12 protein-coding genes are annotated in these 13,675 nt (G+C 69.6%); 2 read left to right on the top strand and 10 right to left on the bottom strand.

Annotated elements, in window-relative coordinates; all coding sequences use genetic code 11:
• Positions 1 to 5: 5 nt before the first annotated feature.
• Positions 6 to 1,148 (bottom strand): D-alanine--D-alanine ligase family protein, encoded by a 1,143-nt coding sequence (locus tag GGR16_RS17205; protein WP_183317402.1) that lies wholly within the window; start codon positions 1,146 to 1,148, stop codon positions 6 to 8.
• Positions 1,149 to 1,284: 136 nt separating this feature from the next.
• Here GGR16_RS17205 and GGR16_RS17200 point away from each other — a divergent pair, with 136 nt between their 5' ends.
• Both GGR16_RS17200 and fhuF read left to right on the top strand, forming a co-directional pair.
• Positions 1,285 to 1,509, top strand: coding sequence for a WGR domain-containing protein (locus GGR16_RS17200; RefSeq protein WP_183317401.1), 225 nt, complete (start codon positions 1,285 to 1,287; stop codon positions 1,507 to 1,509).
• Positions 1,510 to 1,644: 135 nt separating this feature from the next.
• Positions 1,645 to 2,412: a siderophore-iron reductase FhuF gene (gene fhuF / locus GGR16_RS17195; RefSeq protein WP_183317400.1), complete on the top strand. Its 768-nt coding sequence runs from the start codon at positions 1,645 to 1,647 to the stop codon at positions 2,410 to 2,412.
• 9 nt (positions 2,413 to 2,421) lie between these two features.
• Here the strand turns inward: fhuF and GGR16_RS17190 are convergent, their stop codons facing one another.
• The 9 genes from GGR16_RS17190 to GGR16_RS17150 all read right to left on the bottom strand — a co-directional run bounded on the left by GGR16_RS17190 (position 2,422) and on the right by GGR16_RS17150 (position 13,662).
• Entirely contained in the window at positions 2,422 to 4,911 is a 2,490-nt protein-coding gene (locus tag GGR16_RS17190; RefSeq protein WP_183317399.1) for a cation:proton antiporter, read from the bottom strand.
• A 123-nt stretch (positions 4,912 to 5,034) separates the two neighbouring features.
• Entirely contained in the window at positions 5,035 to 5,712 is a 678-nt protein-coding gene (locus GGR16_RS17185; protein ID WP_183317398.1) for a GntR family transcriptional regulator, read from the bottom strand.
• A 107-nt stretch (positions 5,713 to 5,819) separates the two neighbouring features.
• Positions 5,820 to 6,839, bottom strand: a complete 1,020-nt coding sequence (locus tag GGR16_RS17180) for a TRAP transporter substrate-binding protein (protein ID WP_183317397.1) — start codon at positions 6,837 to 6,839, stop codon at positions 5,820 to 5,822.
• 21 nt (positions 6,840 to 6,860) lie between these two features.
• Positions 6,861 to 8,138 carry a TRAP transporter large permease gene (locus GGR16_RS17175; RefSeq protein WP_183317396.1) on the bottom strand — a complete coding sequence of 426 codons (1,278 nt, stop codon included), beginning with the start codon at positions 8,136 to 8,138 and terminating at the stop codon, positions 6,861 to 6,863.
• Positions 8,135 to 8,656 carry a TRAP transporter small permease gene (locus tag GGR16_RS17170; protein WP_183317395.1) on the bottom strand — a complete coding sequence of 174 codons (522 nt, stop codon included), beginning with the start codon at positions 8,654 to 8,656 and terminating at the stop codon, positions 8,135 to 8,137. The genes GGR16_RS17175 and GGR16_RS17170 overlap by 4 nt, the downstream gene beginning before the upstream one ends.
• Positions 8,656 to 10,068 carry an FAD-binding oxidoreductase gene (locus tag GGR16_RS17165; protein WP_019402653.1) on the bottom strand — a complete coding sequence of 471 codons (1,413 nt, stop codon included), beginning with the start codon at positions 10,066 to 10,068 and terminating at the stop codon, positions 8,656 to 8,658. Before GGR16_RS17165 ends, GGR16_RS17170 begins: the two co-directional genes overlap by 1 nt.
• A 340-nt stretch (positions 10,069 to 10,408) precedes the next feature.
• Positions 10,409 to 12,127, bottom strand: a complete 1,719-nt coding sequence (locus tag GGR16_RS17160; protein WP_019402654.1) for an FAD-dependent oxidoreductase — start codon at positions 12,125 to 12,127, stop codon at positions 10,409 to 10,411.
• Positions 12,124 to 12,903 (bottom strand): SDR family NAD(P)-dependent oxidoreductase, encoded by a 780-nt coding sequence (locus GGR16_RS17155; RefSeq protein ID WP_019402655.1) that lies wholly within the window; start codon positions 12,901 to 12,903, stop codon positions 12,124 to 12,126. Before GGR16_RS17155 ends, GGR16_RS17160 begins: the two co-directional genes overlap by 4 nt.
• A 15-nt stretch (positions 12,904 to 12,918) precedes the next feature.
• Positions 12,919 to 13,662 carry an SDR family NAD(P)-dependent oxidoreductase gene (locus GGR16_RS17150; protein ID WP_183317394.1) on the bottom strand — a complete coding sequence of 248 codons (744 nt, stop codon included), beginning with the start codon at positions 13,660 to 13,662 and terminating at the stop codon, positions 12,919 to 12,921.
• Positions 13,663 to 13,675 lie beyond the last annotated feature (13 nt).

Below are 13,675 nucleotides of genomic sequence, written 5' to 3'. Positions count from 1 at the left end.
GCGGCTCAGCAGCCGCCCTCAGCTCCGAGACGCTCGACGAAGCCGCCCCTCTCGCGCCAGGCACCGGCGAGCATCGCACCGAGAAGGTCGGCATAGGTCCAGCCGGCCGCCTGCGCGGCGATGGTGCACAGGCTGTCCTGGTCCTCGCGTCCGGGCCTGCCGGCGCCGGTGAGGTTCGGTTTCATGTTGAGGTCGAAGAGGCGGTAGCGGCCGTCGGCTCCCGCCCGACAGTCGATGCGGATGATGGTGCGCGCCTCGACCACAGCGGCTGCGGCGGCGCAGGCGGTCATGACGGCCGCAACGGCGGGCTCTGTGGCCTCGCGCGCCGTCAGCGCGACGCTGTTGCGCGTGACGGCGACGAGGCCGTTGTACGGGGCCACGTCATCGTGGTGGTCGAACCGGCGCACCGGCGGCAGGCACCAGGCCTTCTCCGCGATGCGGCCGCCGGGGCCGGGCAGGCCGGCGGGCAGGACGGCGACGGTCAGCTCCTCGCCCGGCAGGAATTCCTCGATCATGACGATGTCGCCGAAGGTTGCCGCGGCGAGGAGGTCGCGGGCGGCGGCCTGCAGCGCGGCAAGGCTGCGCACCACCGTCACGCCCTGGCTGCCGCGCCCGCGCACCGGCTTGACGACGAGCGGCAGGTCGAGCCCCGCACTTTTGAGAAGGGCCGCATCGATCTCCGCGATCGCCGCAACGCCATGACGGGCCTCGCGCGCCGCCAAGATCGACCCTGCGACCGGCAGGCCGGCTTCGCGCAGCCGCGCGTTGGTAAGGAATTTGTCATCGACCCGCTGCACGGCGTCGGGGCGATGGCCAACGATGAAACGCTCGCCCATCACCTGCTCCAGCGGATGCCCCTCGAACAGCACCGTATTGGCCCACAGCACGGCCAGCCCGCGGTCGGTCGCCTCGACGATGCCCTGCGGCGTGTCGGGAAAGACCCAGTCGAGGTTCCGCGCCGGATCGGGATCGCGCACCGGCGTCAGGACCGGCACCCCGGCTCCGGCAAGGGCGAAGCCGATATCGGCGCCGCTGTCGGAATAGCCGCCGGGCTTGGCGTCCTTGCGCAGGCCGCCGATGACGGGTGGCGGCAGGGCCTGGTAGAGAATGGCGACCTGCGCTCCGGCGCGGGCGGCTTGATCGATCATCGGGCAGGAACCTCCGGCTGGGGCCTCATCAGCGGCATGAATCGCTCGCGCCGGATCGATTCATAACTCTCGTTAGACGCCGGATTCCAGGCGTGTTTCCTCGGAAAGGGTCGCCAAAACCCGTCCGGGAGCCGTGATGATCGTTCTCCACCGCATCGATCCCCGCCGTAACATGGCGCGTTTCTATGCTTTGTCCATCGAGCGAAACCTTCTCGGCGAATGGTCGCTCGTCCGCAACTACGGACGTATCGGCCGCCGCGGGGTTTTCAGGCTCGACATCTGCGCAAGCCGTGCCGATGCCTGCGCCGCCGCCCGGCGTCTTGCGCAGCTGAAGGCGCTGAAGGGCTATGTGCCGGCCTGACGCGCCTAAAGACCCGCCGGATGTCCCGTGCGACGGGATCACAAAACCGGTGATTGTCCTTGCCGGCTTGATCCTCAGGCTTCGGAACGCTATCCGGGCCGCACCTCGGTCTTCCTGCCGCTGAAAAGGTGAAGGATGAGCACAGCGCAGGCCATCCTCGCGCATCCCGCCCCGCACGACTGGCATGGCGCCCTCGACGGCGATCTCGCCCTCCTGCACGAGCGCGTCGCGAGGCCGGACGACGAACGGGACTTCCTGCCGGCGGCCGAACTTGTTGTGCCGGACCGCCTCGGACCGCTGCTCGACCGCTATGCCGCCCGCTTCGACCCGGGGCTGCGCGCCTCCGCCATCTCCTTCTGGAGCCTCTATCATCTCTCCGGCGCCATCCTGCCAATCGCCGCCTTGGCGATGCTCTCGGACCGGATGCCGGCCGCGGCCTTGTCGCAGGTCTCCTTCGCTTTCTCGGAGGAGGGGGAAAGCCGGGCCGCCCGCATCGCGCCGGACGAGACCCTCGGCCCTTGCGACGCGGTCGCCGTGCTGGAGACGCTGATCACGGACCACCTGGAGCCGACCGTCGCGGCGCTGGTCGCGATCAGCGGGCTCGCGCCGCGGCTCTTCTGGAACAATGCGGCGAGCTATTTCGACTGGGTGGTGCGCGCTGCCGCCGACCATCCGCGCGTACCGCGGGAGCGTGCCGAGGCGGCTCTTCGTCTCGTCGATGCGGCTGTGCTGCCGTGCGGGGCGCCCAATCCCATGCACGGGGCGATCAGGCCGGTCCTCGAGGACGGGGCCGAGACGCGCCGTCGCAAGGTCTGCTGCCTGCGCTACAAGCTGCCCGGCGTTCCGGGCTGCGGCGGCCTGTGCCCCCTGCCGGCGGTGCGGCAGGCCGGGCGGGAACAGTAGGTTCCGAACCTATGCGACCGCTTCCGCGTTCGCGGCCGCACGTTCGGCCGCCACCTGCTCGATGCTCTGCCGGATGCCGGGGTGCTTGGCGAGGAACCCCTGGAAGGCCCGCACGTCGAGGCGCAGGAGAAAGCAGTAGCTGATGGCATGCACGTCCGACTGGCGCGGCCTGCCGTGCAGCAGGGCCATCTCGCCCACGACGTCGCCGCGCCCGAGGCGGACCTTGCGGCCCGGCAGGCTCACCTCGAGGGCGCCCGAGGCGACGAAATAGACGGCATCGCCCGGCGCGCCGCGGCGGATGACCTGTTCTCCCGGGATGACGAACAGGGGCTGCAGCAGCTTCGTCACTTCCGTGAGCTGCTCGCCCGTGAGATCCGCGAACAGCGGCAGCTCGCCGACGAGCTCGCGCGCGTTGAGGGCAAGGTCGAGCCGGCGCTGGCGGTCCGCCTCCTTGCGGTCGGCATCGACCGAGCGGCGCAGGTTGTCGTAGAGCTCCGGGCCGATGAGGCCGTCCTCGAAGAGGACGATGTACTCGAGCTCCTCCTGCCTCAGCGCGATCTTGCGCAGCAGCCGGCGCTCCAGCGATTCCGCATAGAGCGGGTATTGCAGCCGGAGCGCGTCGAGGCCGGCGGCGACGGCCTCCTGCCGCCGCTCGACGATCTCGTGCAGCACCTCGCCGACGCGCAGCCCGAGGATGGGCACGATCTTGCTGTCGATGAAGGGGCTCAGCTCCTCGAGCACCGTGCGTGCGACGAAGAGCATTTCGAAGCGCCGCGCAAGCAGGCGCTCCAGCGGCCCGCTCGCATGGAGGCGGCGATGGAGGAACTGGGCGAAGCCGAACTTCCAGTCGAAGGCAAGCGTCTGCTTGGCGGCACGCTGGTATTCCGACCAGCCTCCCGCCCGCGCGCGGTCGAGCAGCGTCTCGGCCTGGGCGAGCAGCGAGGGCAGCAGCGCGGCCGAGACGGTGCGCGCCCGCATGCGCTCGATGATGATGTCGCGCTCGCGTCCGGCGAGCGTCAGAAGCCCGAGCGACAGGCGCTCCTTGTCCGTCAGCTCCCGGCCCTGCCCGGCGCTCGCCGCCTCGTCGATCCGTTCGGCGTAGCGGCGGGCCTCGGAAAGGGCCGTCGCGGAGGCGACCCGGTAGGCCTCGGCCGCGCGGGCGACCGCCTCGCGCACGTTCTCGAGCGCGACGGCGAGCACCTGGCCGCGCATGGCGGCGTCGCGGGGTGACAGGAGGTTGAGGCCGAGCGAGGAGATGACCCAGCGCATCGTCGTGCCCTGTATGAGCAGGGTGAAGAGCACGAAGCCGGTGGCGAGGATGGCGACGAAACGCTGGATGTCGTCGGGGACGATGTCGTTCTCCGTCACGGCGAGCGCCAGCGCCAGCGTGACGGCGCCGCGCAGCCCGCCCCACAGGATGACGACCCGGTAGGGGATGCTGACCGGCGGAGAGAGCTTGAGCAGGCTCAAGAGCGGCAGCAGGGCGAAGAGGATGACGGCACGGGCGGCGAGTGCCGCGGCCGCGACGACGAGGATCAGGAAGAGATCGAACAGCGACAGGCTGGCGAGCAGGCGCGGCACCAGGATGGCGGCGAGCACGAAGACGAGCGAGCTCGCCCAGAAGGCGATCTGGTCCCAGATGCCGGTCAGGTAGCTCCATCCGTCCGGCGAGGCGCGCGACGGGCCGATCAGGCTCAGCGTCATGCCCGCGACGACGACGGCGATGACGCCCGAGACGCCGAGCAACTGCTCGCAGGCGATGAAGACGAGGTAGGCGAGGGCGAAGCTGATCGAGACGGCGGCCGAGCGCTGCTCGGGCATCCTGCCGATGAGCCAGGCCGCCGCGCGCGCGGCGAGATGGCCGACGAGCGCGCCGCCGCACAGCGTCCAGAGGAAGGAGAGGGCCGCATCCCCGAACCCCGGCGTCTCGCCCGCGACGAGGATGGCGAGGAACACCGAGAACAGGGTGATCGCGGCCGCGTCGTTGAGCAGGCTCTCGCCTTCCACGAGCCGCCCGAGGCGCGCCGGGGCGCCGATGTCGCGGAAGATGCCGACGACGGCGACGGGGTCCGTCGTCGCCACGATGGCGCCGAGGAGGAGGCAGACGAGCAGCGGCTGGCCGGCGAGTGGCAGGAGGGCAAGGCCGATGACGGCGGTGGCCACGACGACGGCGAGGACGGCGAGGACGAAGATCGGCACCCAGTCGGGCATCATCTGGCGCACGTCGAGCGTCAGGGCCGTCTGGAAGATGAGGGTCGGCAGGAAGACGTAGAGGAAGACCGTCGAGCCGATGGGAAAATCGAGAATGGCCCGGGCCGGCTCGTTGAAGGCGTCGGTCAGCTCCGTATGCAGCAGGAAGGAGGCCGCGGCCCCGATGAGCATGCCGATGGCGGCCAGCACCACGCTGAACGGCATCCTGAGCGCCCCCGCCAGGGGCTGGGCAAGGCTGATGACGAGGAGCAGGACGCCGATGACCGCCAGGATGACCGGTAATGCCAAGATCGCTCCAGCCCCCATGCTGCTTGCTGCGTCAGGTCTTTCTTAAGCAGACGCAACGATGCGGTCGAGGCCCGGCGCGGCGGAAAGTGCATTTCGCGAAGACGACCGGCAGCGTGCGCCACGTCAGAGCCGCCCGGCGCGCTCCTCGAGCACCTTGACATAGGTGCGGCCGGAGGCGGTGACATGCGCCACCATCAGGCGCTCGAAGGCCGCGAAGTCCCCCGCCTCGAAGAACCGCAGGAAGCTGCGGTGCTCCTCGTAGGAGGTCGGGTTCTGAACATCGATGGGCGAGCTGAGATTGGTGCGCAGCGCCGCGATCTTGCCCGCCGCGAGGCGATAGGATTCCTCGATGTAGGAATTGCCGCAATGGGCGAACAGCGCCTCGTGCAGCGCGGTGTCGGCGCGGCCATAGGCGACGTTGTCCCGCTTCTCGAGGGCCTTCTCCATGTCGGCGATGGCGGCGGCCATGGCCGCGATCGTGCCGTCCCTGTCGTGGCGGAAGGCGAGTTCGGCGGCGCGCGGCTCGATGACGGAGCGGAACTCGCACAGCTCAGAGATATCCTCCGGGCTCGGCCGGAAGACGAAGCTGCCGACCTGCGGCCGGATGGTGACGAGGCCCTGCAGCTGAAGCTGGTTCAACGCCTCGCGCACCGGCGTACGGCTTACGCCGAAGGATTGCGCCAGCGTCTCCTCGGCGATGATGGCGCCGAGCGCCAGCTCCCCCTCGATGATGGCCTGGCGCAGGCGCAGCATGACCTTGGCGGAGAGCGACTTGGGAGGATCGAGCCTGAACGATTTCATCAGGGGGATGTCTGATTCCGGAGACGGACATTCATTCCGGAAAGGCTCCGGCCGTCAATGACGCCGGCCGGCACGGGCCGCCTGGGCCCGCGCCGGCCGACCGCCGCTCAGTTGCCGCGGACGCGCTTCAACTCGTCGAAGACGAGGGTCAGCGCCTCGTCGCCGATGGCCTTGCCGTGGCGCTCGTAGATGACCTGCGCCTTCTCGCGGATGCGCGCCATTTCCTCCGGCGTGATCTCGTTCACCTCCATGCCCCGGGCCTTGAGGTTGGCGAGGCTGACCTCGGACTTCTCGCGGTTGACCTTGCGCTGCTCCTTCTGGCCCACGGCCGCGCAGTTCTTCAGCACCGCCTGCTCCTCGGGCGACAGCGTGTCCCAGGTCTTCTTCGAGAAGAGCACGAGCGTCGGGCTGTAGGCGTGCTTGGTCAGGGTGAGATACTTCTGCACCTCGTAGAACTTCATGTTCTCGATGTTGTTGAAGGGGTTCTCCTGCCCGTCGACGGTCTTCGTCTCCAGCGCCGAATAGACTTCGGAGAAGGCGAGCGGCACGGCATTGCTGCCGAGCTCCTTGAAGGTGTCGATGAAGATGTTGTTCTGCATCACGCGCATCTTCACGCCCTCGAAATCCTCGGCCTTGGTGATCGGGCGGCGCGAATTGGTGGTGTGGCGGAAGCCGTTCTCCCACCAGGCGAGGTTGATGACGCCGGCAGCGGGCAGCTTGGCGGCGAACCACTCGCCGGCCTTGCCGTCGAGCACCTGGTCGGCCTCCTGCTCGTTATTGAACAGGAACGGCAGGTCGAAGACGCCGAGCTCGGGGACGATGGAGGTGAGCGGCGCGGTCGAGGTCAGCACCATCTCGAGCGAGCCGGTGCGCACGCTCTGGGTGGCGGTGAGGTCGTTGCCGAGCGCGCCGTCCCAATAGGCCTGGATCTTCATCTTGCCGCCGGTCTTCTCCAGCGTGCAGGCGCCCATGGCGGCAAGGCCGTTGCCCATGGGATGCTCCTTGCTGACGCCGTTGGAGACGCGGAAGGTGCGCTCCTTGAACTCGGCCTGCGCCGATGCCCCGGTGAACAGCACGGCGGCGGCGAGGCCGGCGCCGGCGAGCTTGTAGCAGAACCTGGTCTTCATCTTCGTTTCCTCCTCCGGTTGTTATGAGAGCCATTTCAGCGGGATGAGCACGAGGTCCGGGAACAGGACGAGCAGGAACAAGACGGCGATCTCCGCCCACAGGAAGGGCCACAGGCCCTTCATCAGGTCGCTCATGGGGATCTTGGCGACGCCGCAGATGACGTTGAGCACGATGCCGACCGGCGGCGTGATGAGGCCGATGGCGTTGTTCATGATGAACAGCACGCCGAAATAGACCGGATCGATGCCGGCCTGCTTGATCACCGGCATCAGCACCGGCGTCAGGATCATCAGCGTCGGCGCGAAATCGAGCGCGGTGCCGACGATGACGACGATCGCCATGATGACGAACATCAGGAGGATCTTGTTGCCCATGAAGGGCTCGAGCATCGCCGAGACCTGGCCCGGCACGTCGGAGAGCGTGATCAGCCAGGCGGAGACGAGCGCCGCCGCAATCAGGAAGACGACCACCGCCGTGCTGCGCGCTGCGGCTACGAGCAGCGGATAGAGCTGTCTGAGCGGCAGTTCGCGATAGACGAAGGCGCCGACGACGAAGGCATAGACGCAGGCGGCGACGCCGGCCTCGGTCGGGGTGAAGATGCCGAACTTGAGCCCGCCGATGATGCCGAGCGGCATGACGAGCGCCCAGATGCCGTCGACGCCCGCCTTGAGGCGCAGGCCCCAGCCCTGCTTCGGCAGGATCGCGACCTTGTCCTTGCGCGCCACCCACAGCCAGGTGAGCACAAGCGCGGCGCCCATCATCAGGCCGGGGAAGATGCCGGCGAGGAAGAGCTTGCCGATGGAGACATTGGCGATGACGCCGAAGACGATGAGGCCGATCGACGGCGGGATGACCGGGGCGATGACGCCGCCGGCGGCGATGAGCCCGGCCGAGCGCGGCACGTTGTAGCCGGCCTGGCGCATCATGGGGATGAGCAATGTGCCGATGGCCGCGGCATCGGCCGCGGCGCTGCCCGAGATCGCCGCCATGACCACCGCGGCGAAGATCGCGACGAGCCCGAGCCCGCCGCGGACATGGCCGACCCAGGTGAGGGCGAAGGTGACGATGCGCTTGGAGATGCCACCGGCGTTCATCAGTTCGCCGGCCAGCATGAAGAAGGGGATGGCGAGCAGGGGGAAGCTGTCGGCGCCCTCGATGAGCTTCTGCGACAGGATGGTGGCGTCGATCTGGCCCTGCATCACCATCAGCGCGACAGCGCAGACGAGGAGCGCGAAGGCGATCGGCATGCCGAGCGCCATGGCGCCGAGAAGCGAGACGGTGAAGACGGCGACGGTCATGGCCGCACCTCGCCGGGCACGGCCTCTTCGCTCTCGTGCACCTCGATCAGCTCGTCGTCGCGGATACGGCCGGTGGCGATGCGCCAGAGCTTGTGCACCGCATGGGCGCCGATACCGACCGCCGTGACATAGGCGATGCCGAAGATCCAGATCATGGAGAGCCCGGTGACCGGCGCGCCCGTCGTTGCGTTGACCTCGTGCTGCTGCCACGCGCCCCAGAACAGCATGGCGCAGCAGGCGAGGATGAGGACCTGGCTGAGCGCGAGGCAGACGATGCGGCCGCGGCGCGGCAGCATCAGGAGGACCGTCTCCATGCCGAGGTGCGAGCCGTCGCGCATGGCGACGACGGCGCCGATGAAGGTCAGCCAGACGAAGAAGAAGCGGGAGAGCTCCTCGGAGACGACGATGCCGGAGTTGAAGACGTAGCGCAGCACGACATTGCCGAAGACCATCACCACCATGCCGAGCAGCAGCACCGCGAGCAGGGCGTCGACCAGCTTGAAGGCGCGCTCGATCATCACACCACCTTGCCGGGATTGAGCAGGCCGGAGGGGTCGAGCGCCGCCTTCAGCGTGCGCATCAGCGCGATCTCTGCCTCGCTGCGGGCATGGCCGAGCCACTGCTTCTTCAGGGTGCCGATGCCGTGCTCGGCCGAGATGCTGCCGCCGAGCTCCTTCACGAGCCCGTAGATGATCGCGTCCATGGCCGGCTTCGGCTGGGCGGCGGCGGCAAGGCCCGGCACCCAGGTGACGAGATGCAGGTTGCCGTCGCCGATATGGCCGTAATAGACGCTGTCGCAGCCGGGGATCGCCGCCTCGAGCGCGGCTTTGCAGCGGCGCGCGAAGTCGTCCATCCGCCCGACGGCGAGGCCGATGTCGTAGGACACGTGCGGCCCGAGCACGGCCGGGAATTCGGCGCAGGCATCACGCAGGGCCCAGAACGCATCGATGTCGGCCAGCGATTGCGCCACGGCCGCGTCGACGAGCAATTCCTGCTCCATGAGGCCCTCGAGCCAGCTCTCGAAGCGGGGCCGGTCGATGGTCTCGTCGGTGCCCTGTGCCTCGACGAGAACGTAGAGGCCGTCTCCCGGCGCAACCGGGCTGCGCACGCCGGCGCGCTCCGTCACCACCTGCCAGTAGTCCGGCCACATCACCTCGAAAGCCGACAGCAGCGGCCCGAGGCCGCGGCGGGCGGCAGCGAGCAGGGCAACCACCCGGTCGTAGTCGGCGAGCTTGCACAGGGCCGCCATCGTGCACTGCGGCTTCGGAAACAGGCGCAGCACGACGCGGGTGACGATGCCGAGCGTGCCTTCCGAGCCGATGAAGAGGTGCTTCAGGTCGTAGCCGGCGTTGTTCTTCAGGAGCTTGTTGAGATTGGTGATGATGGTGCCGTCGGGCAGCACCACCTCGAGGCCGAGCACCAGCTCGCGCATCATGCCGTAGCGAATGACGCGATTGCCGCCGGCATTGGTGGAGAGATTGCCGCCAATGGCGCAGGAGCCGCGCGAGCCGAGGTCGAGCGGGAAGAGGAAACCTGCCTCGTCGGCCGCATCCTGCACACGCTCCAGCGGCGTGCCGGCCTTCACCGTCATGGTGGCGCTCGCGGCGTCGACCTCCTCGATGCCGCTCATCCGCTCCAGCGACAAGGCAACCCAGCCCTCCTCCGGCGTGGCGCCGCCGCACAGGCCGGTAAGGCCACCTTGCGGAACCACGGGGAAGCCCACCGAGCGGCAGACCTTCAAGGTCAGGGCGACGCCGGCGGCGTCGAGCGGCCGCACCACCGCGACCGGCCGGCGCGGCGCCTGCGGGCTCCAGTCGTTGCAATTGCGCGCGGGGACGTCGTCGCCGACGAGAACGGCGCCGGGGCCGAGCTGCCGGCGCAAATCATCGAGAACCTGCTGCCGCAGCGCAGGCGTGGTGATGACGTGCATGATCCTCCCCGACGACATCTTATATGTAAGGTACTAGCATATATGCTGTGACGAGGCCGTCAATGGCGGACGTGCAGAAGGGACTGCAAGGAGCTTTCGAACAGCGGAGAAGGGGAGGCGGCAGGGGCCGGCAAGTGGGCGCCATGCGCTGCTGCCGGCATCCCGCAGGTGCCGGGCGATGGGCGAGGGTGTGGAGGGCTTCGTTGGCCCGAGGCGCTGCAGCGCGTTTTGCGGGCTGCAGCGCCGGTGATGCCGGGGCGCGAGTAGGGAGGCGGCGCCGGTTCAGTGTCGGATCGGTCGGCGCGGCTTCAGCCGGCAGGCGGCAGGCGCCGTTATCGACTCAGGGGCCCCCGGCCACCCGGGCCGCGTGCCGCGCGACGATATAGCCGAAGGTGAGCGCCGGGCCGAGGGTGATACCGGCCCCCGGATAGGCGCCGCCCATGATCGAGTTCATGTCGTTGCCGCAGGCATAGAGCCCGGCGATCGGAGCGCCGTCCTCGTCGAGCACCTGCCCGTCGGCATTCGTCGCAAGGCCCGCGCTGGTGCCGATATCGCCGGGGAAGATCTCGACGGCGTAGAAGGGCGCCGCGCTGAGCGGGGCAAGGCAGGGGTTGGGCGCGACCTCGGCATCGCCGAGATAGGTCTGGTAGGCGGTGCTGCCCTTGCCGAAGGCGGTATCCTGCCCTTGGGCGGCATCGGTATTGAACTGCGCCAGCGTCGCTGCCAACCCGTCGGCATCGATGCCCGCCGCCTCGGCCAGCTCGCGGACGGTGCGCCCGCGGCGCAGATAGCCCGAGCTGAGATAGGGTCCGATGCGGCCGGGGAAGGGCGGCACGGCGCCGAGGCCGTAGCGGCGCAGCGCCCGGTGGTCGCAGACGAGCCAGGTGGATGTTCGCCCGTCCTCCGCCAGGGCCGTGAGCATCCCCTGCACGAAGTCGTGGTACGACACCGCCTCGTTGACGAAGCGCCGCCCCGCATGGGTGACGGCGATGACGCCGGGCTTCGCCCGGTCGAGGAAGAGATGCGGAAAGGGGCGTCCGCCGTCGCCGTCCGGCAGGAGCGATACCGGCGTCCAGAAGGCCGGATTGCTGTTCGAGGTGACGAAGCGGGCGCCCGCCGCCCGGCCGATGCGGATGGCATCGCCCGTGTTGCCGGCCGGGGAGAGCGAATGGAAGCGCAGGGGCGTTTCGGCCTGCGGCATCGTCTCGCCCCGCAGGTCCACCCCGTGCGGGAAGCCGCCGGTGGCGAGCACGACGCCGACGCGCGCCATGATGGTGCGGCGGCCGTGCCGGCCTTGGGTCTCGATGCCGGCGATGCGCCCGCCCTCGCGCACGAAGCCGGTGAGGCCGGTCTCGAGGAACAGCGGAATGCCCAGGCCGAACAGCGTCTCGGCGAGGCGGCCGGCCACCGCCTGGCCAAGCACCAGCCGCGTGCCGCGCGGATGGGCGAGCCGGTCGCGCAGGTGGCGCAGCACGAGCCGCCCGGCATGCAGCGCCGAAGGCAGCGAGCGGCTCATCTTCAGGAAATGGCCGATGTCGATGCGGTTGAGCATCAGGCCGCCGAGGATGGTGAAATCCTCGATCGGCGGCCGCAGGCGCGCAAAGTGACGGCCGAGGCGGCGGCCATCGTAGTCCTGGGCGTCGAGCACCCGCCCGCCGAGCGCCGCGCCCGGCACGTCCGGATGATAGTCCGGCGAATAGGTGCGGCAGTCGAACTGCAGGGCCGTGTTGGCCTCGAAGAACGCGACCATCTCCGGCCCATGGCGCAGGAAGGCCTCGACGAGCGCGCGATCGAAGCGGTTGCCGGCCTCGGCTGCGATATAGGCGAGCGCCGCCTCGGCGCTGTCGTTGATGCCGGCCGCCCGCATCTTCGGATTGTCGGGGATCCAGATGGCGCCGCCGGACACGGCCGTGGAGCCGCCGTAGGTCGCCTCCTTCTCCACCACCGCAACGTCGAGGCCGTGCAGCCTGGCCGTGATCGCCGCCGCCATGCCGGCCGCGCCCGAGCCGACGACGACGAGGTCGTAGGCCTCGGCCGGCGCCTGATCCTCAAAACTCATCGCGCCGCCTCCGGGCGCGGGTAGCGGCCCATGGCCCAGCCGCCGTCGACGCGCACCGTCTCGCCGGTCACGAAGCCGGCCGCATCGCCGAGGAGGAAGGCGATGACGCGGGCGACGTCGATCGGCTGGCCGACGCGACGCAGCGGCGCCTGCTCGATGAAGATGTGCCGGCGCCAGGTCTCGCTGGCGATGCGCTCGCGCGTCAGCGGCGTCTCGATGAGGCCCGGCGCGACGGCGTTGATGCGGATGTTCTCCGGCCCGTAGTCGGTCGCCATCTGCCGGGTGAGGCCGGCAAGCGCCGCCTTGCTGGCGCTGTAGCCCGCGCTCGCCGTGGCGCCGACGATCGAGTAGATCGACGCGACATTGACGATGGCACCGCCGCCGGCCGCACGCATCGCGCCGACGGCGAAGCGCGACAGGCGGAAGGCGCTGACGAGGTTGACGGCCAGGAACTGTTCCAGCTCGGCGTCGCCCGTCTCCTCGGCCATGCCGCCGCGGCCGATGCCGGCATTGTTCACCAGGCCATCGAGTGGACGGCCGATCGACTGGAGGGTCTGCGACAGGCGCTCGGGCAGGGCGGGGTCCGTCACGTCGGCCAAGAGCGGAACAACTCCCGCCGTGCCGGCAGCGAGGCGGGCAAGGCCGTCCTCGTTGCGGTCGACCGCAATGACGCGAGCACCATCGCCGGCGAGAAGCCCGACCGTCGCCTCGCCGATGCCGGAGGCGGCGCCGGTGACGATGATGAGCCGTCCGGCGAGCGATGGGGATGAGGTCATGTCCGGTCCTCCGAGTCAGAAGCCGAGCGAGCCGCCGAGCGAGCGGCCGCCGTCGACGATGAGCACCTGGCCGGTGATGAAGCCGGCCTTCGGCGAGGCGAGGAAGGCGACGGCGTGGGCGATGTCCTGCGACTCGCCGAGCCGGCCCGAGGGCTGCAGCGCCCTCAGGGCATCGAGATTGGTGTCCGAGCGCGCGCGCAGCATCTCGGTCTCGATGACGCCCGGCGCCACGGCATTGACGGTGATGTCCCGGTCCGCGAATTCGAGCGCCATCGCCCGCGTCAGCCCGGCGACGGCCGCCTTCGATGCGACGTAGTGGGCATAGTGGCGCGCCCCGAGCATCGCCCGCGAGGCGATGTTGACGATCCTCCCGCCCGGCTTCATGACCCGCGCCGCCGCCTGCGAGAGGCCGAAGAGGGCGACGAGGTTCACGTCGTACATGCGGCGGAAGTCCTCCGGCGTCAGTGCGAAGACATCCTTCACGTCGAAGATGCCGGCATTGTTGACGAGCACCGCGAGCTCGCCCGTGCCCGCGATCAGCTGCGCGCAGGCGGCGCTGTCGCAGATGTCGAGCACGGCCGCTTCCGCGGCGCCGCCCGCCTCGCGGATCAGCGCCACGGTCTGCGCGGCGCGCTCGCCGTCGCGCTCGGCGACAATGACGCGGTAGCCGTCGTCCGCGAGCGCCATGGCGATGGCGCGGCCGATGCCGGCGCCCGCGCCGGTGACGATGGCGGCGGGACGGGAGGATGCTGTGGTCATGGTGTCCTTGATG

It is taken from the genome of Chelatococcus caeni (genome assembly GCF_014196925.1).
Taxonomy (GTDB): Bacteria; Pseudomonadota; Alphaproteobacteria; order Rhizobiales; family Beijerinckiaceae; genus Chelatococcus_A; species Chelatococcus_A caeni.
Note: the sequence above shows the minus strand (reverse complement) of the source record. Positions and strands in the feature narration are given on the sequence as shown.

What these genes read in the sequence shown, in the direction of transcription:
- GGR16_RS17205 (WP_183317402.1), bottom strand. Translation starts at nt 1,148, where the DNA reads ATGATCGATCAAGCCGCCCGCGCCGGAGCGCAGGTCGCCATTCTCTAC.
- GGR16_RS17200 (WP_183317401.1), top strand. Translation starts at nt 1,285, where the DNA reads ATGATCGTTCTCCACCGCATCGATCCCCGCCGTAACATGGCGCGTTTC.
- fhuF (WP_183317400.1), top strand. Translation starts at nt 1,645, where the DNA reads ATGAGCACAGCGCAGGCCATCCTCGCGCATCCCGCCCCGCACGACTGG.
- GGR16_RS17185 (WP_183317398.1), bottom strand. Translation starts at nt 5,712, where the DNA reads ATGAAATCGTTCAGGCTCGATCCTCCCAAGTCGCTCTCCGCCAAGGTC.
- GGR16_RS17180 (WP_183317397.1), bottom strand. Translation starts at nt 6,839, where the DNA reads ATGAAGACCAGGTTCTGCTACAAGCTCGCCGGCGCCGGCCTCGCCGCC.
- GGR16_RS17175 (WP_183317396.1), bottom strand. Translation starts at nt 8,138, where the DNA reads ATGACCGTCGCCGTCTTCACCGTCTCGCTTCTCGGCGCCATGGCGCTC.
- GGR16_RS17170 (WP_183317395.1), bottom strand. Translation starts at nt 8,656, where the DNA reads ATGATCGAGCGCGCCTTCAAGCTGGTCGACGCCCTGCTCGCGGTGCTG.
- GGR16_RS17165 (WP_019402653.1), bottom strand. Translation starts at nt 10,068, where the DNA reads ATGCACGTCATCACCACGCCTGCGCTGCGGCAGCAGGTTCTCGATGAT.
- GGR16_RS17160 (WP_019402654.1), bottom strand. Translation starts at nt 12,127, where the DNA reads ATGAGTTTTGAGGATCAGGCGCCGGCCGAGGCCTACGACCTCGTCGTC.
- GGR16_RS17155 (WP_019402655.1), bottom strand. Translation starts at nt 12,903, where the DNA reads ATGACCTCATCCCCATCGCTCGCCGGACGGCTCATCATCGTCACCGGC.
- GGR16_RS17150 (WP_183317394.1), bottom strand. Translation starts at nt 13,662, where the DNA reads ATGACCACAGCATCCTCCCGTCCCGCCGCCATCGTCACCGGCGCGGGC.